The 19842-nt window shown below is 44.1% G+C and carries 20 protein-coding genes; 9 read left to right on the forward strand and 11 right to left on the reverse strand.

All coding sequences use genetic code 11. The features are described from left to right. The first annotated feature begins 10 nt into the window (after positions 1-10). From Q7V32_RS10260 to Q7V32_RS10270, 3 genes are read left to right on the forward strand one after another with little or no spacing between them, the layout of a single operon-like run. A complete protein-coding gene (locus Q7V32_RS10260) occupies positions 11-424 on the forward strand; it encodes a biopolymer transporter ExbD (protein ID WP_304896884.1) in 414 nt (137 codons plus the stop codon). After that, complete coding sequence (locus Q7V32_RS10265) at positions 421-1134, forward strand: energy transducer TonB (RefSeq protein WP_304896885.1); 714 nt, start codon at positions 421-423, stop codon at positions 1132-1134. Before Q7V32_RS10260 ends, Q7V32_RS10265 begins: the two co-directional genes overlap by 4 nt. Beyond that, complete coding sequence (locus Q7V32_RS10270) at positions 1131-2345, forward strand: tetratricopeptide repeat protein (RefSeq protein ID WP_304896886.1); 1215 nt, start codon at positions 1131-1133, stop codon at positions 2343-2345. The genes Q7V32_RS10265 and Q7V32_RS10270 overlap by 4 nt, the downstream gene beginning before the upstream one ends. Positions 2346-2578: 233 nt before the next feature. On the opposite strand, the gene Q7V32_RS10275 is transcribed toward Q7V32_RS10270, so the two are convergent. After that, positions 2579-3094 carry a hypothetical protein gene (locus tag Q7V32_RS10275; RefSeq protein ID WP_304896887.1) on the reverse strand — a complete coding sequence of 172 codons (516 nt, stop codon included), beginning with the start codon at positions 3092-3094 and terminating at the stop codon, positions 2579-2581. A 350-nt stretch (positions 3095-3444) separates the two neighbouring features. On the opposite strand from Q7V32_RS10275, the gene Q7V32_RS10280 reads away from it, so the two are divergent. Beyond that, complete coding sequence (locus tag Q7V32_RS10280; protein WP_304896888.1) at positions 3445-4047, forward strand: peroxiredoxin; 603 nt, start codon at positions 3445-3447, stop codon at positions 4045-4047. A gap of 179 nt (positions 4048-4226) precedes the next feature. On the opposite strand, the gene Q7V32_RS10285 is transcribed toward Q7V32_RS10280, so the two are convergent. After that, on the reverse strand, positions 4227-4517 hold the full coding sequence (locus tag Q7V32_RS10285) for a hypothetical protein (protein ID WP_304896889.1): 291 nt from the start codon (positions 4515-4517) through the stop codon (positions 4227-4229). 146 nt (positions 4518-4663) lie between these two features. On the opposite strand from Q7V32_RS10285, the gene Q7V32_RS10290 reads away from it, so the two are divergent. The 3 genes from Q7V32_RS10290 to Q7V32_RS10300 are packed head-to-tail and all read left to right on the forward strand — an operon-like array spanning position 4664 to position 8131. After that, the gene (locus Q7V32_RS10290) at positions 4664-6787 is read left to right on the forward strand and encodes an AsmA family protein (RefSeq protein ID WP_304896890.1); all 2124 of its coding nucleotides are present in this window, start codon (positions 4664-4666) and stop codon (positions 6785-6787) included. Positions 6788-6803: 16 nt separating this feature from the next. Then, complete coding sequence (gene mutY / locus Q7V32_RS10295) at positions 6804-7862, forward strand: A/G-specific adenine glycosylase (protein ID WP_304896891.1); 1059 nt, start codon at positions 6804-6806, stop codon at positions 7860-7862. Next, a complete protein-coding gene (locus tag Q7V32_RS10300) occupies positions 7859-8131 on the forward strand; it encodes an oxidative damage protection protein (protein ID WP_304896892.1) in 273 nt (90 codons plus the stop codon). Before mutY ends, Q7V32_RS10300 begins: the two co-directional genes overlap by 4 nt. 137 nt (positions 8132-8268) lie before the next feature. Here the strand turns inward: Q7V32_RS10300 and rho are convergent, their stop codons facing one another. Together rho and trxA are read right to left on the reverse strand one after the other, a co-directional pair. Continuing rightward, positions 8269-9525 carry a transcription termination factor Rho gene (rho, locus tag Q7V32_RS10305; RefSeq protein ID WP_304896893.1) on the reverse strand — a complete coding sequence of 419 codons (1257 nt, stop codon included), beginning with the start codon at positions 9523-9525 and terminating at the stop codon, positions 8269-8271. Between the two features lie 190 nt (positions 9526-9715). Beyond that, positions 9716-10042 (reverse strand): thioredoxin TrxA, encoded by a 327-nt coding sequence (gene trxA, locus Q7V32_RS10310; protein WP_159659482.1) that lies wholly within the window; start codon positions 10040-10042, stop codon positions 9716-9718. A 100-nt stretch (positions 10043-10142) separates the two neighbouring features. On the opposite strand from trxA, the gene Q7V32_RS10315 reads away from it, so the two are divergent. Beyond that, positions 10143-11450, forward strand: coding sequence for a DEAD/DEAH box helicase (locus tag Q7V32_RS10315; RefSeq protein ID WP_304896894.1), 1308 nt, complete (start codon positions 10143-10145; stop codon positions 11448-11450). Here the strand turns inward: Q7V32_RS10315 and yrfG are convergent. Then, positions 11410-12069: a GMP/IMP nucleotidase gene (gene yrfG, locus Q7V32_RS10320; protein WP_304896895.1), complete on the reverse strand. Its 660-nt coding sequence runs from the start codon at positions 12067-12069 to the stop codon at positions 11410-11412. The genes Q7V32_RS10315 and yrfG overlap by 41 nt on opposite strands. Positions 12070-12113: 44 nt before the next feature. Here yrfG and nudE point away from each other — a divergent pair, with 44 nt between their 5' ends. After that, positions 12114-12659 carry an ADP compounds hydrolase NudE gene (gene nudE / locus Q7V32_RS10325; protein ID WP_304896896.1) on the forward strand — a complete coding sequence of 182 codons (546 nt, stop codon included), beginning with the start codon at positions 12114-12116 and terminating at the stop codon, positions 12657-12659. A 21-nt stretch (positions 12660-12680) separates the two neighbouring features. Here the strand turns inward: nudE and Q7V32_RS10330 are convergent, their stop codons facing one another. From Q7V32_RS10330 to Q7V32_RS10355, 6 genes are read right to left on the reverse strand one after another with little or no spacing between them, the layout of a single operon-like run. Further along, complete coding sequence (locus Q7V32_RS10330; RefSeq protein ID WP_304896897.1) at positions 12681-14378, reverse strand: BatD family protein; 1698 nt, start codon at positions 14376-14378, stop codon at positions 12681-12683. A 3-nt stretch (positions 14379-14381) separates the two neighbouring features. Continuing rightward, complete coding sequence (locus Q7V32_RS10335) at positions 14382-16187, reverse strand: VWA domain-containing protein (protein ID WP_304896898.1); 1806 nt, start codon at positions 16185-16187, stop codon at positions 14382-14384. Between the two features lie 2 nt (positions 16188-16189). Further along, entirely contained in the window at positions 16190-17146 is a 957-nt protein-coding gene (locus Q7V32_RS10340) for a VWA domain-containing protein (protein WP_304896899.1), read from the reverse strand. Further along, the gene (locus Q7V32_RS10345) at positions 17143-17619 is read right to left on the reverse strand and encodes a DUF4381 domain-containing protein (RefSeq protein WP_304896900.1); all 477 of its coding nucleotides are present in this window, start codon (positions 17617-17619) and stop codon (positions 17143-17145) included. The genes Q7V32_RS10340 and Q7V32_RS10345 overlap by 4 nt, the downstream gene beginning before the upstream one ends. Beyond that, entirely contained in the window at positions 17620-18534 is a 915-nt protein-coding gene (locus Q7V32_RS10350; protein WP_304896901.1) for a DUF58 domain-containing protein, read from the reverse strand. Next, positions 18534-19514 (reverse strand): MoxR family ATPase, encoded by a 981-nt coding sequence (locus Q7V32_RS10355; RefSeq protein ID WP_304896902.1) that lies wholly within the window; start codon positions 19512-19514, stop codon positions 18534-18536. The genes Q7V32_RS10350 and Q7V32_RS10355 overlap by 1 nt, the downstream gene beginning before the upstream one ends. Positions 19515-19842: the final 328 nt, after the last annotated feature.

Below are 19842 nucleotides of genomic sequence, written 5' to 3' on the forward strand. Positions count from 1 at the left end.
AGAGATTTTCATGCGCCGAACTGCCAGTCGATCCACGTCTGATCAAATATCCGATATCGATATGACCCCGATGCTCGATATCGTTTTTATCATGCTCATTTTTTTTATTGTCACGACTTCGTTTGTCAAAGAGTCGGGTATTGATGTCAACCGGCCAAGCGCCCAGACCGCTGAAAAAAAGGAACAGGGACACATCATCGTTTCGATTAAACCGGATGGCGAAATATGGATCGATAAGCGCGCTGTTGATGTTCGAGCGGTCAGAGCGAATATTGCCAGACTCCATGCGGAAAATCCCTTGGGCACCGTAATCATCGCTGCCGACAAGGAAGCGAAAACGCGCGACCTGGTTCAGGTGATGGACCAGATCCGTTTAGCCGGTATTACTAATGCAGCCATTGCAACGGAAACGGAATCCAAGTGAAGCGTCTGATTGTTTCTTCCATCATTGGATCACTGGTCACATTTGGCCTATTCTGGTTGATGCAAGCCATGGTTATGGATAACTCGCATAATTTAAAACCGACTGACAATCTTCAGATGGTTGAGTTTATTCGTTTGAAAAAAGAGCATCAACCGGATGTTCATGAACGAAAACCCATCAGAAAACCGCCGCCACCTCCGGAAAAACGGCCACCTCCGCCCAAAATGCAGATGCAACAGACACAAGTTCAGCCTGTTACACAACCGAATTTGGCAGTGCCTAAACTGGATATCCCGATTGATACGACCCAGTTCAACCAATCTGTTGTTGCTGGCTTGACGGTAGCGGCAGAAACCGCGCCGGCAACTGTTTCTGCTCCTGCAGCAGCTCAAGGTCCAAAAACGTCGGAGGGCGTTCCTGAAGGCACAGGAACCATCAGCACGGATGTCATCCCTTTGGTTAGAATACCTCCTGCTTACCCGCAACGCGCCGCAAGTCGTCGCATTGAAGGCTGGGTTAAAATCGAGTTCACCATCACCACTACCGGTACGGTAACCGATGCGGTGGTCGTCGATTCCAAACCAGCTGCAATGTTTGATCGTGCAGCACTGGATGCTATTAAAAAATGGAAGTTCAAAGCGAAAATCGTGGAAGGTAAAGCGGTGGAACAACGCGCATTACAAATACTTCAATTCAAATTATCCAAATGATCAAAAAACGTTTTCTCCATTTGTTATTCTGCGGTCTGCTGCTGGTTTCCATCTCCGCTCTGAGCAGCCAGGACAAGTCCACCGAGGTTTCTCAGGAAGTTTTCAAGAAACTTCAGCTTGTTGAGCAATCGATTAAAAGCAAGTCTTTCAGTAATGCTCAGCAAACACTGCAGGCATTGCTTAAAGATGTAAAAAAAGGCAGTTATGAAGAGGCCGCAGTCTTAAGAAGCCTAGCCTCTGTTTATGGCTTGCAAGGCCAATATGCTCAAGGTGCCGAGGCGCTATCGAAAGCACTTAGCTTAAAAGTTCTGCCGGAAAATCAGCGTCAAGCGGCCTTGTTTAATCTGGGTCAGCTTTTTATGGGTGCCGGTCAATACGCTAAAGCCATCGATACACTCAAACCCTGGCTAGCCGGCAATCCCAAACTGGATAGCGAAACCCATGTAATGCTGGCTAACGCTTATTCCCAGTTAAAACAGTATAACGAGGCACTCAAGCATATTAAGCAAGCCATTCAATCCAGCAATAAACCGGATCAGGCCTGGTATCAATTACAACTCGCATTAAGTTACGAGCTTAAGGATTATGACGCGGCGGCTGACGTGTTGAGAAAATTGCTGTCTATCTACCCCGACAACAAGGACTACTGGCAACAACTGGCATCGGTTTATCATCTCGGTAAAGAGGCAACCAAAGCCGTTACGGTTAAACATCTGGCTTATAAAAAAGGGCTTTTGAATTCTGAAAAGGAGATTCTTGATCTGGTCAATCTTTATCTATTGGTGGGTTCACCTTATAAAGCGGGACATATTCTTGCCAAGGAAATCAATAATAACCGGGTCTCAAACGATTCAAAACATTGGGAATTACTGGCTAACACCTGGATGCAGGCACGAGAATATGAAAAAGCTTTAGAGGCTTTCGAATTGGCATCCAAATTAAATGGTAAAGGCGACCTTTATCTTAAAGTCGGACGCATTTATTTTGAACAACGCAAATGGGATTCTGCAATTAACGCATTTCAAAAAGCCTTGGCAAAAGGGGGCTTAAATCAACCGGGTCAGGCTTATCTATTGCTGGGAACCAGTTATTACGAAAGCAAACAGCATGACAAGGCGCGTCAAGCTTTTGAACAGGCTAGACAAAACGCCAACAGTTCCGATGCGGCAAACAAATGGTTGAATTACCTGAAAAGTAATCAGGCGTCGTAGTCAGCGATTAACAGCTCTGTCATAAAGGATTATAAAACTTTCTGCTGAAAACTGGACAAAATCCATTAATTTGAAATAATCCTCTAATCCACAAAAAAACGTAATCACCCATGAAAATATCCCTATTGCAGATCGTCAAGCCAATGAGGCATTACTGATTGCCGCAGCATTCTGTGTTTTTGTTAATTTCGTCTTTTTCGTGGACTGACCAGCGGTTTCAGGATTAAAAAATATTACGCGCCAATGACTCTTAAATTGGGGTCGTCATAGATCCGTTTCTTTTTCCAGCCATTAAATTTGCTGTCATCAAATTCCAAATCATTATCGATGGCGAATTCATAACAGCTACGAAACAGACGCGCCGTTCTGAAAGCATGCAACTCTTCATCGGAGGTGATTTTATCTACGTTTCCGACCTGGAAGGTTTTATTTCTGGATTTGCCGTTTTTAACCCAAAAAACGGTATAACAAAGATAGCTTTTATCTTTACGATGATCGTATTTGATGGTTCTTGATACCCCAGTCAAACCGGTTGTCGTTTTGTTTTTGGGGGGCTTGAGAAAGCGCGTTTTGCTGCCTTTCAGAACCACCAGCATCTGATCCCGCCAAGTGATTGCGGCTTTTAGCGATTTATTTTTGTTTCCCCACAGCTTATGTGAGAAATAACGGCTGGTCTCTTTGCCTCGCCTTACGATTCGCACTTGAAAGCCGAATACATCGGGCTCGGTAATCTGTTTGTGTTTTTCCATAGCTGTAGAACCTATTGACTATTAACCAAAGCAACATTGAACAAGGCTTACGTACACAATGCAGATGAGCTTATGTGCTGTGATTTGCTGACAAAGTTCAGTACCCAGTCAATAACAGCTACCTTAGGCCGCTAAGGCGTAAGCTTTTTGCTTCAATTTTCCAGAATTTCCGATATACGTGTAAGCCCTTACTTACAAATTATCCTAAAAACTGAGATAAAATCAAGCCAAAAATTTAGATTGATTAACAATTTCCTAGTGTTTTAGTGTAGAATGCGGCTATTCCACAGAATCGTGTGGTCCTAACTGATTTACAACCCTTTGTTTTAACTAAGTAATGGAGACAAACGATGAGCGTATTAGTTGGTAAGCAAGCACCTGATTTCACAGTCCCAGCAGTACTGGGTGACGGTCAAATAGTGGACGCTTTCAGTTTTTCTGAAGCCACGAAAGGCAAATATGCGGTAATATTTTTCTACCCATTGGATTTTACTTTCGTCTGTCCAAGCGAATTAATCGCAATGGATCACCGCATTGATGACTTTAAAAGCCGCGGAGTTGAAGTAATCGGCGTTTCTATCGATTCTCATTTTACTCACAATGCATGGCGTAATACGCCTGTCAATAAAGGGGGAATCGGTCCGGTTCGCTATACATTGGCAGCCGACATTACACACTCAATCTGTAAAGACTACGATGTAGAATCACCTATGGGTGTGGCCTACCGCGGCAGTTTCCTGATTGATCGTGACGGCCTCGTTCGTCATCAAGTGGTCAATGACTTGCCACTGGGCAGAAACATGGATGAAATGATTCGCATGGTTGATGCACTGCAATTTTTTGAAGAAAATGGGGAAGTCTGCCCCGCAGGCTGGAATAAAGGTGATGCAGGTATGAAAGCAAGTCCGGACGGCGTTGCTGATTACTTGGATAAAAACGCAGACAAACTGTAAAAAACAGATTTCAAAATAGTTTTAAAGTGTACCAATGGCTCTTTGCCAGTGGTACACTCAAACAAACGTCAAAGTTGTGAACACGTTACGGCACTTTCAAATCCAAGCCGCATAGGTCTTTAAATCTCACTGTCCCGATGCTGATTGACAATCAGTTCCGTATCAAATAAAAAATTCTTTTACTCATTTTTTGATTCAAACGCATCTACCAGAAATTTCTTTCTGATAAAAAGCGCTGCGATAATAGCCGCGATTGCCGGAATTATTCCGATCGACATCTGAATTAGGGCCGAGCTTCTTTCAAACGTTTCCAGCAAAGGGTTGGCTATCGATAAGGTGATGATCCACCACACCAGCCAATAACCCACCAAACCTGTTATTGCCCATTTCAAGCCATTTTCCTGTTGTTTTTTAGCCGTTTGATAAAACCATACCATGATTAATATTCCGGCAATTTTTGCAAATAACATAAGCTCCCCCCGTTTTATTTATTATTTATGAACATTTCAATAGACTCGCAATTTGTCTTATCGCCTTGCAAGCTTTAAGCATTAAAATGCCGTTTCAATGATAATCGATATGGCCCGGTTGTCGCATCTTTATTCATGAGGAAGTCATGGGAAAATATTTAAAAATTGCAGGGATCTTTTTCGCTGGATTTATTTTACTTCTAGCGCTTGGAATCGCACTATTTGCATTAACCTTCGATACGGAGCAATTGAAGCCGCATATTGAAAAACTGGCCCATGAACAACTCGATAGAGACGTTAGCATCAAGGGACCGGTTACCCTTTCATTTTTCCCCTGGCTGGGTTTTACCGCAGAAAAAATCAGCGTGAGTAATGCACCGGGTTTTACAAATGAAGTCCTGGCGCAACTTAACCGGCTTAATATCAGAGTTAAACTGCTCCCATTACTCTCCAGATCGGTTGAAATCGATCGTATTACCGTGGAGGGTCTAAATCTGAATCTTGAAAAAAATACTGAAGGTCAGGGTAACTGGCAGAGTAAAAGCAAAGCTATCAAAACCGACCCTTCTTTGCCCGTACCGGACCTCGTAAAACCGAAGGATGGCGCTTCGCCGGATACTATCCCGGCAATCGGCGCATTGGCTATCGCCGGACTGACCATTGAGCAAGGTCAAGTTTCATGGTCGGATCAGACAAAAGACGATCAGTGGACTATTACTGATTTCACGCTGAATACCGAGGCATTAATCATCAATGAACCGATACCGGTAAAACTCTCATTCGAATATTCTAATCCCGCCGCTCAATTGACCGACTCAACGAACTTTTCGGCCAATCTGCTGATAAAACCTGACTTCCAAGTTTTCTTTCTGGAGAAAGCTTTACTACAGACCAAGATAAAAAGTCCTTCAGTTCCGGCCGGCGAATTATCAGTGAACCTGACGGCAAATGCCGAGCTGGACCTGAATGAAAACCGGCTGAAAATAAACGACTCTAAACTTCAAGCGGATGAATTAACCTTGTCTAGCGATCTGGTCATCAGTGACCTGTTCACTGCACCTCACTCGGAAGGCCGTTTTCAATTACACCCCTTCAACCTCGCTAAATTATTAAACCGCTGGGGGTTCGCCTTACCCGCAATGCAAAAAAACACAGCAATGACACTGGCCGCTGCCGAATTCTCGCTTAAAACCACGCCGGATAATGTCTTGGTAGATCCCTTGAAAATCCAGCTGGATGATTCCGTGCTTCAAGGCAAGGCTCATATCGATGCAATTTCAACCACCCCTTTTACTCATTTTAATCTCAGCATTGATCAGTTAAATGCCGACAACTATCTACCCGCTAAAGACCCCAAAGAAAAGTCTAAATCTACATTGGCCAGTCCTGGAGCCGCTTTAGCAGTAGCAATGTCAGCCCTGCCTGCAAAAACATTGGAAAAAATCAACGCGGAAGGCAATTTGACTATTGACTCGCTGACCATTCAAAATCTTAAGTTATCAGGCTTGAGTTTGACTCTGTCAGCCCAGCAAGGGCATGTTAAAACCCAGCAAGTTATTTCCGGTCTTTATCAAGGCGCTTATCAAGGCTCTATGGATTTTAACGGCAAGACGGCCAGTCCCCCAAAAATATCTATTCAAGAGCGCATCGTCGATCTTCAGCTTGAACCTTTTCTGACCGATCTGAAAGGCCAGGCGAAACTCAGCGGTAAGTTAAATCTTAATACTCAACTCCAAAGCCTGGGCCTTGAGAAATCTTTGCTGCTATCAACGCTGACAGGCCAATTTGATTTTTTGGTGAAAGATAGCGTGATCAAAGGATTTAACCTGCAGGCGATAATCGACAATGCTAAAACAGCGATCAAAGGTTCACCGGTTAAAACCGATCATCCCAAGGATCAAACCCTGTTTTCTGAAATCAGCGGCTCAGGACAGATCGCTAAAGGCGTGATGACCAATAAAGATCTAAACGCCAAATCTTCAAAACTCAATGCAAAAGGCTCAGGCACTATCGATTTAAATACTGAACAAGTGGATTATAAACTCAACGCCACGCTACTTAAGAGTAAGACATCTGAATCTGGCGAAAATGCTCCCATTAGTGCTTCCATTACCGGGACAATTGACCAACCTTTCATAACTTTTGATGTTGCACAATTTCTCATTGATCAAAATACGGACAAAATTGAAAAGAAAAAAGATAAGTTACTAAAAAAACTTGATAAAAAGTTCGGCCCTGGTGCCAGTGATTTGCTCAAACGGTTTTTCTGATTCCATTTAAACAATAATGATGCGTGTAGAAGCGAGCACTTTTCAAACAAAACTATTGGACTGGTTTGATCTAAACGGCCGCAAAGACCTACCCTGGCAACACCCTGTTACAGCGTACCGGGTCTGGCTTTCTGAAACCATGCTGCAACAAACGCAAGTCAGCACGGTTATTCCCTACTTTATCAAGTTTGTTGAACGTTTCCCCGATGTAGATGCGCTCGCGTCCGCTTCACTCGACAGCGTTTTGCAGTTGTGGTCCGGACTGGGGTATTACGCGAGAGCCCGAAATCTCCATCAAAGTGCCAGGATGATTCAGGCTTCCGGTCGTTTCCCGGATGATTTTGATTCACTCATCCAACTTCCCGGGATAGGGCAATCCACGGCAGGTGCGATCTTAAGCATTGCCTTTCAAAATAGCCACCCTATTCTGGATGGCAATGTCAAGCGGGTTCTGGCCCGGTTTGAGGGCGTTTCAGGATGGCCGGGAACGTCAGATATTGCTAAACAATTATGGGCTGTGAGCGCTTACTATACGCCTCAGGAACGGGTTGCCGATTACACACAAGCCATTATGGACCTGGGGGCTACCGTTTGTACCCGCAGTAAACCCGACTGCGTGCGATGCCCGTTGCAGACCGATTGTTTTGCTCGGCTTAATGGAACCATTGCCTTGCTGCCTGCTCCGAAACCGGCAAAAAAACTGCCGGTCAAACAGCTTTATTTTCTGTATTTGACTGATGGTTCCGGCCACACATTGCTGGAGCAACGCCCTTTATCCGGAATCTGGGGGGGGTTATGGAGTTTTCCGGAATTTGATTCCGTGACTGCAGCGCATGAATGGTGCTTAAGCCAACACATTCCGATCATGAAAAGCCAATGCCTGCCTGAGCAAAGGCATACTTTTTCCCACTACCACTTGAATTATATTCCACTGAGAATTACGACCGATAACCACAAACATTTTGTGATGGAAGCTAATCGGTTAGTCTGGTATAAAAAACCACAAATCAAATTACTTGGACTAGCCGCGCCCATACAGCGGCTTTTGGAATCAACTCAAGAGGATACAGCATGACCAGAATGGTTAAATGTGCAAAATTGGGAATAGAATCAGAAGGCCTTGATACGCCGCCATTCCCTGGCCCTAAAGGCCAATATATTTATGAAAATATTTCCAAACAGGTGTGGCAGGAATGGCTCAGCGTGCAAACCATGTTGCTCAATGAACACCGGTTGACTAGCTTCGATCCCAAAGCCAAGAAGTTTTTGGAAGAAGAACGAGCAAAATTTCTTTCCAGCAGTGAAACGGTAATGCCGGAAGGTTATGTTCCGCCACCACAATAAATTTAACACTGGCTTACCCGGATGAAGCTCAGCGAAATCCGGGAAGAGGTTGAATTTTTGATATTGTTTGAAGATGTAAAAGCGGTTCAATGAAGCATAACCACTTTTATTCAGCGGATAACTCAGGGCTGTGCTTTTTATCGTTTCATCGATTCAAAAAACGCGGCATTGGTCTTAAAATCTTTTAACTTACCCAGCAAAAACTCAGACGCGGCCATCTCATCCATAGGCTGGAGAATCTTTCGTAAAATCCAGGTTTTTTGTAATTCTTCGGGATCAACCAGATATTCCTCGCGGCGGGTCCCGGACCGATTGATATTGATTGCAGGGTAACTGCGCTTTTCGGCTAATTTTCTATCCAGATGTAATTCCATATTACCGGTTCCCTTGAATTCTTCGTAAATCACATCATCCATTCTTGAACCGGTTTCAACCAATGCAGTCGCAATAATGGTCAAACTGCCGCCTTCTTCAATATTACGGGCTGCACCAAAAAAGCGTTTTGGCTTCTCCAAAGCATTAGCATCAACACCACCGGTCAACACTTTACCTGAAGAGGGAGCCACGGTGTTAAACGCTCTGGCTAGACGGGTGATCGAGTCTAACAATATAACTACATCGTGTTTGTGCTCTACCAAGCGGCGTGCTTTTTCGATGACCATATCAGCCACTTGAACATGGCGTGTTGCCGGCTCATCAAAGGTACTGGAAATAACTTCTCCACGTACGCAACGCTCCATTTCTGTTACTTCTTCCGGACGCTCGTCGATCAGTAGGACAATCAGATAACATTCAGGATTTTGTTCAACAATAGAGTGGGCAAGATTTTGCATGATCATGGTTTTACCCGCTTTAGGCGGTGATACGATCAAACCACGCTGACCTTTACCAATGGGAGCAATCAGATCGATAATTCGTCCTGTGAGATCCTCGCTGGTTCCATTGCCTCGTTCAAGCCTGAATCTTTTATTCGGAAATAACGGTGTCAGGTTGGTAAATAGAATTTTGTTTTTGGTATTTTCCGGCGCTTCAAAGTTAATTTGTTGAACTTTAAGCATCGCGAAATAACGCTCAGTATCTTTAGGTGGCCTTATTTTTCCACTGACGGTATCACCTGTTCTAAGGCCAAAGCGCTTAATCTGACTGGGTGAAACATAGATATCATCGGGTCCTGCCAAATATGAACATCCGGGTGTTCTAAGAAAACCAAATCCGTCCTGAAGAATTTCCAATACACCGTCGCCATAAATATCCTCGCCACTTTTAGCCTGCTTTTTTAGGATGGCAAAAATCAGGTCTTGTTTACGGGTTCTTGCAACGTTTTCAAGTCCCAGGGACTCAGCGATATTGATAAGTTCAGCAACTTGTTTAAGTTTTAACTCGGTTAGATTCATATTTAAGGGGACTCGAAAGAAAGTGAATTACAGCAGAAAGCCGCAAGATCAAGAGAAAGGTATTCAATTTTTTGGAAAAAATAATTCTTGAGGAACTGTTGGGATATGCTTGGAATGCACGGCGGGATTATACACTCCAGATAACCGGCCCGTCCAAATAAATTATGGCGGGCCGGCAATTATTTGGCGATTATATGTTTTTATCGATGAAATCAGCGAGCTGAGATTTGCTAAGCGCCCCAACTTTAGTAGCTTCCACTTCGCCTCCTTTAAATAACATTAAGGTGGGAATGCCACGAACTCCGTAGCGTTGTGGTGTTTCAGGATTTTCATCAATGTTAATTTTGGCCACAGTCAATTTTCCGGCATATTCTTTGGAGATTTCATCCAGTACCGGAGCAATCATTCTGCAAGGTCCACACCATTCTGCCCAATAATCAACCAGTACCGGGCCATCGGCTTTAATAACAGTTTCATCAAATTCAGCATCGGTTACATGCAGGACTGACTCACTCACACTCATCTCCAAAATTTTTAAAGGCTAAACTATAGGAGGGAGTCAATCACTTTGTCAATGAATTTTAGCCACGGTCAATTTTAGGTTATGCTATGCGCCTATGAAAAAGACGCATCTAACCCAAACTCGATTCAGTAATCTTGAATTATCCGATTCTATCCTTAAAGGATTAAATGAAGCCGGTTTCGACTATTGCACGCCCATTCAGGATAAATCTTTGCCCTTGTCACTTCGAGGCAAAGACATTGCGGGTCAAGCGCAGACCGGTACCGGTAAAACCGCAACCTTTCTGCTCGCTGCTTTCCAGCAGCTAATTAACGATGAAAGCGAGACAATCAAGAATCCGCGCGCCGTTATTCTTGCTCCTACTCGGGAATTAGCGATACAGATTCACAAGGATGCTTTATTACTGGGCAAGTACCTGGATTTTAAATTTGCGCTGGTTTACGGGGGAACGGATTACCAGAAGCAACAGAACACCTTAAAATCAAATGTCGACATAATAATAGGTACACCGGGCAGAATTATTGATTTCTACCGGCAAAATGTGTTCACTTTGGATAATGTTCAGGTAATGGTTCTGGACGAAGCCGATCGCATGCTTGATTTGGGTTTTATCAAAGATATTCGCTTTCTGTTAAGACGGATGCCTGAGGCTGATAAGCGGCTGAATTTATTGTTTTCCGCAACGCTTTCTTACAAAGTGACGGAACTGGCTTACGAACATATGAATCAGCCGGTGTTAATTAAAATTGAATCGGAAGAGGTAACGTCTTCGGCGATCAAGCAAAGCGCTTATTGTCCGTCTAACGAACAAAAAATTCCTTTACTGATAGGGATTTTGAATAAATACCGACCGCAACGCAGCATCATTTTCGTCAACACCAAGCGATGCGCTGAGCAACTTGATGATTATTTGAATGTCAACGGGTATAAAACCGCGGTCCTCAGCGGCGATGTGCCCCAGGAAAAGCGTCAACGCTTACTGAGTGATTTTCAGGAAAATATACTTCAACTCCTGATCGCGACCGATGTCGCTGCACGCGGCTTGCATATCACTGATGTATCTCATGTCATCAACTACGATCTGCCCCAGGATGCTGAAGATTATGTGCATCGCATTGGCCGTACGGCGCGTTTTGGCGCAAGCGGCGAAGCCATCAGTTTTATATGCGAAGAGTATGCGTATTCCATGCCCGACATTGAAACGTTTATCAACCAAAAAGTCCCTGTCAATCCTATCACCGCTGAATTATTAGCCGAGATTATTAAGCCGGAACGAAAACCCCGTCCACATAATCCGGAAAAGCGTGATTATAAGAATGATAAGCGGGAACCCTCCAAGCGAAGATTCAGCCCTAAACCAACTAACAAAGACCCTGCAATAAAACCCGAAAATCCTCAATAGACTGAAACCCATCGATTTGTTTGCTGGGCCGGGTACTGTCAGGCTTACTGACAGAAATTAAATGCCGTATACCGTATTGCTTGGCTGAATTTAAAACGGCGAGGCTGTCATCCACCAGCAAAGTACGTTCTTTATCAAAAGGTTGTTTGCGTTGAAGTGACGGCCAGAAACCGGGCTGCTCTTTAGGAATTCCAAAATCATGCGAACTGATAATCTCATCGAAAAACCGCTGCAGACAGGTTTTTTCCATTTTTAAACCCAAGCTACCTCTATGAGCATTGGTCACCAATATTACTTTTTTTGACGAAGTGCTTACCTTTTCCAAAAACTCAATAACATGCGGTAATACCGAAATTAACCCTGCAATTTCCGCTTTTAAACCGGGAATATCCAATTCCAGCACTTCACTCCAATAATCAAGGCAGTACCATTCAATTTTTCCTTCCATACTCTTAAATCGGGGCTCAAGTTGATGCTTTGCGGCTTCAATAGAAATACCCACCTTTTCAGAAAACTTTTGAGGGACAAATTCTTGCCAAAAATGATTATCAAAATTCAGGTCCAGCAAAGTACCGTCCATATCCAATAAGATGGTATCAATTTTGTTCCATTCGATCATAAGAGTAAGATATATTTAAAATAATGAAATTCAGTTAATCCATCATGCCAAAAAAACCGACACTTCTTAACAGTTGCATTCTAGCGCAAACACGCTTGTTCCGGATTGAATCACTGGACCTTATTTTTAGCAATGGTGAGCAACGTAACTATGAGCGGCTGACACGTGGTGGTACCGATGCAGCCGTTTTGATTGTGCCAATGATTGATAAGGAAACTGTTTTGTTGATCAGAGAGTATGCTGCCGGCGTTCACCGGTATGAATTAGGTTTACCCAAAGGCAAAGCCGATCCGGGCGAAACGCTTTTGGAAGCCGCAAACCGCGAGCTTAAAGAGGAAATCGGCTTTGGTGCACATCATTTGCATCATTTAACCTCTTTCTCGCTAGCTCCCTCTTATCTTGAGCATATGACAGAAATACTTGTCGCGCAGGACCTTTACCATGAAAAGCTGGTCGGCGATGAACCTGAAGAGCTTGAAGTAGTCCCCTGGAATATCAATGATATAAGCGGCTTGGTTGCCACCGGCGAATGCACCGAAGCACGCTCAATCGCGGCACTTTATCTTGCTCTAAATTACCTTAACAGTTAATTTTGACTCAAGTACTCAGTCTCATAATCGATAAAGGGGTTCCAATCCATTATCCTTTTCAACCTTTAATTGTTTTCGTGCCTGATTTTCAGAAAAAGCCTGAAATAAACGCTTGCCAACCCATATCACCTCTTCTTTGCCGTACAGGCAACGGTTTAAAGTATCAATTTCATCCCTGAGTCTGGCATCGCAAAAAGAAGCCAGCTGACCCAAGCTGGACACTTGAAATTTAATTCGCCCCCAAACCAAAAGAGCCTCTTTTGCTGCCTGAGGATCATTTTCAGCGCAGGCTTTCTTTAATACTTTTAATGATTCTCGCTCGGAAGCCGTTTTAGCATCAGCTTCCAGCAAGCTATCGGCAGGCACAGGTTTACGCTTGATCAATAAATAACCCAATGTCGTGAGCCATGCCAAACCAAAAAACACCGCCAGCCACATCCAGTAGGGAGATTGCACCACGGATGGCGCCTGAGCCGGGTTAAGCGGTTCTATGGAATTTGCTATGGCTTCCGTCCCGGATGGTACATCTTGAGTCTGCGAGCCAGATGCCGAAAGAACATTTATAACAGCCGCTGGAATCTTGGCAACTTCCAACTTTCCTGTAATAACGTTGAACCAGGGAATGTCAATTGCCGGCAATTCAAATGTGCCTTCTTTCGAGGGTATAAAAGCGATTTTCTCTTCTCTGAAGGCCATCATGCCTTCCGGCTTTTTTTCTTCCCGTAAAACGGGTTGATCCGGATAGGTTTTTACATTTTCTTGATCGATTGCATTATTAAGCTCAGGTAATTGGCCTACGGCAGCCCCTTTAACCAGCAATGTTAATGTGCGCGTGACCGGTTCACCGACTTTCATTTGACTGATGTCACCCGACCATGATTGGCTTAAACTAACGGCTTCTGCAGGCAACCAATGCTGAGCTTTAAAGTTCTGGGGGAGGGGCTGCACGTCCAGCGTGACGGCCTTAGACGAGACGCGTTTTGTTTTTGTCATTTGCCGGGAAAAAAAGCCATTAAACCGAGGTCTGCCCGTGACCAGAACTTCAGCATCCAGCGTCAATGGCTTAATGGTAACGATGCCGCTTTTTTGCGGAAAAATAGCGTATCGACGTTCTGTCACCGTATAGTCAACGCCATTGATCTGCGTGCTGTAATTGCTGTCTTCACCCATTTTTTCGATGACAGCATCATCCATTTCAGGCTCATTCAACCGAGCCTGAGCGATATCGACTCTACGGAAAAAACGCAGGGTATACAGCACTTGTGATTGAACATAAGGTTTTTCGGGCGTTGCTTCCACTTCAAGAAAAATCTCATCGTCCCCAGGAACGGACCTGACAATTGTTTTGTCATTCACTGTTAGAGGAAACGGACCGGTTTTATCATTTCCAAATGAAATGGCCGGTATGACTAAGTCTCCGGAGCTTTTCGCTATGACATCCACTTTCCATTGAATTTTTTTACTGAATTGACCATTGATGATTGATGTACTGCTGCTTTGGCTTTGTCCCAAAATTTCAAAATCAGTTTCAAGTGGCGAAAAATCCGGCCTGCCGTCCGGCGATTCATTGGCTGTAAACAATAGCTGGAATGATTCGTTGAGTGTGACAGGATTGCGATCGACAGAAACCTCAATTTCTACGGCAAACACCGTACCTGTCAAACTCATCAACAACGCTAAAACTAAACATCCGTTTCTGCACGTTTTTGTTATAAACATAATCTACCACTCATCTTTATTGACGGGTTGTCTGCCGCGTTGACCGTATTGATATTTAAACTTTCGTTTAAGTAAACCGGAAGGATCGTCCGGAATTCTTTTTAACCATTGTTCATTAGCCAACTCTGCTTCATCTTTGCCAGAGGCTTCTTCTGCTGGTTTTTCGTCCGGTTTTGTCTGATCTTCGTTCTGTTTCGATTCAGCCTCAGATTCTTCAGCCGCTTTATCATTTTGATGATCTTTATTTTGCTGTTCAGAATCTGAAGACTGTTGTTGCTGTTGCTCTTGTTCGTTTTTTTGTTGTTCTTCAGGCTGTTTTGAATCCGAGGAAGGAGATTTATCCTCAGAGTTTTCAGAAGCATCACCGTTTTTATCCGGCTTGGATTCTTTTTCGGAGTTTTGTTGCTTATCGTCTTTATTTTCTTGTTGATCCTGCGGCTGGTTCTGCTGTTGTTCCTTTGCTTTTTCAACAAGTTCCTTGTTATGTTTGGCGTCTTCATGATCAGGGTTGCGTTTAAGGACTTCATCATAAGCTTTAATGGCCTCATCAAAACGTCCCAGTCTGGCGAGCGCATTACCCTTGTTGTATAAGCCCTTCAGCTCATTCGTATCTTTTAATGATTCCAGCGCTTCTTCGTATTGTCCGGCACGATAATGCGCTGCCGCTTTCCAGTCTGATTGATCAAACTGACTGGCTGCTTCATCATATTGCTGATTTCGAAATGCCTGCTGGGCTTGCTGATCTTTGGTTTTCCACAAATCCTGCCACTCGAATGCTTCGCTCGTTTTAGGCCAAGGCAACATTAGTACCAGACAGATACTGAGTAAGCCTTTTCTGAAGCTCAGCGCAGCTAAAGGTAAAATCAACAGCAGCAGATAAGGACCCATTTCCCGCCATTGATTCAGCATCAAATCCGATTTCTGTGCCGTTTCGCTCTGTAAGTGACTGTCAAAAAAAACAAGAAGCCGGTCGCTGTCGCTATCATTTGCAGTGATGGTTTCGTAAACACCGCTGCCTTGTTTTGCTAAACCGGCTAAATCGGCTGCATTTAACTGGGGAACAATGAGCTTGCCTTGATTATCTTTTAAAAAGCCGCCCTCAGGAGCTTTGATAGGGGCTCCCTCAGCTGTTCCCACTCCCAATACAGACAATTTATACTCTCCCAGTGCAGCTTTGACCGCTGAAAATTGAGCTGTATCGACTTCATCCGTAATCAATAACACATGACCTTGCTGCAAGCCCGCCTGATTAAGTAAAGCCACGGCATTTTTTACGGCTAAATCTGCGCGGCTGCCTTGCTCCGGCATAATATCAGTCGTTAATGCGGACAGCTGGCTGGCTATATTGTTGGTATCGTTGGTTAAAGGTGTGACGGTAAACGCATCGCCTGCATAAACCAGCAAAGCTGTTTGGCCGTCCTTGCGCCGATTCAGGATATCTGCAATTTTAAATCGAGCCCGGATGAGACGGCTCGGCGTTATATCATTTGCATCCATTGATCGAGATAAATCCAAAGCTATCACTAATCCTGAATCATTCCTGAACACCGGTGACGGCATTCTTTCCCAAGTCGGTCCCGCCAGTGCCACTACAGTAAGTAAACCGGCTAAGGCCCCTGTCATGAGGGGTATTCGACTGCTTGGTATGGGTTTGTCTTTCAAAATAAAAGGCAGAAGCGCTTCATCGCATACGGATGTCCAATTTCCTTTCGCCAATTTCCGTTTAATAACACCGATCAAAATCCCGAACCACGGCAACAATGCCAATAACCACCACGGTCTAATAAAGTGAAATTCAGGCTGCCACATACTCACCTCAATAATCGCAGAGCAAGTAAACCTGCTGCAAGAAATAAAGCCATTGCCAAAGGCCAATGAAATAATTCAGTTCGGGGCCTAAAGTATTGCTTATCCTTTTCCACCGGTTCCAGCTGATCGAGTATTTTATAAATAGTGTCCAACTCTTCTGTATTTCTGGCCCGAAAGTACTGCCCTCCGGTGACTTCGGCAATATCAGCCAGAAGTTTTTCATCCATTGGAAATTGAGATCGGTAATAAGGGTGATTAGACCCTATACCGACCGTATAAATCTTTAACTGATTGGCGGCAGCCAACTCTGCTGCCTTCAAAGGTGGAATCTGACTGGACGTATCGACACCGTCAGTTAACAAGATCAATACACGGCTATCTGCATGTTCATTGGACAGTTTTTTGACGGCCAAACCAATCGCATCGCCTATGGATGTATTGGGATCATCCTCGGTGATGCCTATAAAGGATTCATCCAGCAATGTTTTTACGGTATTTCTGTCAAAAGTGAGTGGTGTTTGTAAAAAAGCGTGTGTACCAAACAAAATCAATCCGACCCGGTCACCAACCCGCCGGTTGACAAACTCACCAACTACCCACTTGGTCGCGGTTAATCGATCTAATCTGTTTTGATTGACGATAAAATCATCGGCCAGCATACTGCCTGAAACATCGACCGCCAACATCAGATCACGACCGCTTATGCCTTGCTCAATGGGCTCTCCAAGCCATTGAGGACGGGCCGAAGCAATCACCAGTAGCAGCCAGGCAATGACAGCCCATAACAAATGCCATTTTGCCGGTTGCATCGGTCCCGACAGACTTTCATCAGCAAAATCAGCTAAAAATGGGATCTTTAATGCGGCTTGTTCTGCAGGTTGAACAGGCGGCAATAGCCAACGCATGATAAACGGTAGAGGCATGCACAGCAGCATCCAGGGCCATTCAAAATCGATCATTTTTTTCGTTTAGCCTGTACTTTCAACCACTGTTGACACAACGAGATTAAGTGGTTGATATCAACATTAATGGATGTTTTATTTTGGTAGGGCGTATTGATCAAACATTGACCAATGCCTTGTGTGAAAGGTTTATCCTTCATCCCCTGATCCAGAAAATCTAGCCAGGCTTGCCCGGTTAAGCCGGCAATGTTTTCTCTTGGCGCCACACTGACGGCTACTCTGCGCAATAAAATTGAAATTTCCCTCAGTTTTTCCAATTCATTTTTTGTGGAATCCTGTTTTATTTCAGTCAATATTCTTTTTGCTGATTTTATCGCAGTCGATCGCGTGATATGCCTAATCAGTTTTATAAGCAATAAAATCATCAGCGGTATCAAAATTACCAGCAGCCACCAGCCCATTGCAGGAGGCCACCAACCTATAGCGTCGGGTAAATGAATATCTTTTAAGGGTAATTCGGCGGATTCCATTTAACGTAAACTCTGAACAGGATCGTCCGTCGTGCTGCACTGAATATAAGTCATTGCCCATTTCTTGGCTAAGTTTTCAAGATGGCGGCTGTGGTCAACGAATTTTTGATGGTAGTTGGCAACTCGCTGTTGATCCGACGTATCAATAACCACTTCGTTTATTTCATCGGTCAGTCTATAGCGACCTTGCCGCGGCAGATCACGTTCCAGCGCATCGTAAACAAACACAAGCACGACATCGCAATGCCGGGTTAATCGTCTCAGGTGATTTTCTGCATTTTGGTTTAGCCCCCTGAAATCACTGATGATATAGATCAGGCTGCCCGGCCGGGTATGGTGATTTAATCGGGTTAGCGCTTTTTCAAGCGTAAATTCACTGAGCTCGTTTTTTACGGGTTTGATTAATTCATGGAACAAACGCAGTACCCCATGCCGTCCGCTTTGGGGTTTGATGTCGACGCACCGGTTATCCTCAAATAATTGCCCGCCAATCTTATCGCCTTGCTGCTGCGCTGCCCATGCAATCAACGCAGCCAAACGCGCGGCTTGTACTGATTTAAACACTCCCCGCGTTGCAAAACGCATGGTTGCTCTGAAATCTACCGACACAAAAACCGGCTTCTCTCGTTCTTCCCTGAATAATTTAGTGTGGGTTTTTCCTGTGCGGGCAGTCACTCGCCAATCAATACTGCGTATATCATCTCCCGGTTGATAAAGCCGGGTTTCATCAAATTCCATACCCCGGCCTTTAAACCTTGAAACATAGCCACCGCTCTGCAGTGAGCGAATAGACGCATGATGCAACTTTAAAACACCGGCAGACTGTGACAAATTGATCAGGTTCTTCAGTTGGACACTGACTCTATCTTCACCCGCTGGTGCCTGGTGAGATGATTTTTTTTCTTTAAAAAACATTATGGAACGGCAATCCTGGCGATCAATTCTTTAATTATGTGATCCGCTGTAACGCCTTCCGCTTCGGCTTCATAAGACAGAATAAGCCGATGGCGTAAAACATCAAAAGCAATATCTTGAATATCCTCAGGACCCACAAAATCACGCTGATCCAGCCAAGCTTTAGCTCTTGCGCAACGATCCAGTGCAATGCTGGCCCTCGGGCTCGCGCCATATTGCAGCCAGCCGGCTAAATCACTGCCATAAACACCCGCATTACGCGTAGCCAAAACAATTTGCAATAAATAGTCTTCAAGGTTATCAGCCATGAAAATATCGAGCACTTCCTTTCGCGCCTGAAATAGTATCTGTTGAGTTACGGGCTGGATGACTGTTTTTTTAGCATCCAGCGCTTGCCCCGCCTCTTTTCTGGCTAAATGCAAAATACTTTTTTCATGTTCAGGCTCCGGATAATCAATCTTGATATGCAACAAAAATCTATCCAGCTGCGCTTCAGGTAAGGGATAAGTCCCTTCTTGTTCTATTGGATTTTGAGTCGCCATCACCATGAACAATGAAGGCAATGCATAGGTTGCACCACCCACTGTAATCTGCCTTTCAGCCATAGCCTCAAGTAACGCAGCCTGAACTTTAGCGGGTGCCCGGTTGATCTCATCGGCCAAAATTAAATTATGAAATAACGGACCTCTTTGAAATTCAAATGTACCCTGCTGTGGCCGGTAAATTTCTGTACCGGTCAAATCGGCAGGTAATAAATCAGGCGTAAATTGAACACGGTGAAAATCGCCTTCAACTCCTCGGCTTAACACATTTATTGCTCTGGTTTTTGCTAAACCGGGAGCACCTTCGACCAATATGTGACCATCAGCCAGCAAGGCAATCAACATTCTTTCAACCAAGACTTCCTGACCAATAATCTCTTGGTTAATAAAGTCCTTGAGTTTTAGCAACGCCGCTTGATTTGTATTTTCCTCAGTCATAATCCTCGTTATCCAATTGTCTAATCCGGCACAGTCAGTTTGCGGTCTTTTAACCCGCCGCAACGATATACCATAAAACCGCTTAAAGGTTCATTATTTTAACTGTATTGAGGCTTCACATACAGTGCGTAACTTTGTGTGAAATAGGTGTTCATTCCTGTTAACAAATGTGTATAAGTTTTAAATTTTTTGTTATCCACAATCCGGTCACAGATAAAACAGTTTTCACCAACAGGTTATAAAAATATCTAATGCGTTGATAAAAATAAGGTAAAAGTGCTTATACACAGAAAAAGTGTTTGCTAATAGTAATAAGTTCTTTAAAAGA

This window comes from Methylicorpusculum sp., from assembly GCF_030651835.1.
GTDB lineage: Bacteria > Pseudomonadota > Gammaproteobacteria > Methylococcales > Methylomonadaceae > Methylicorpusculum.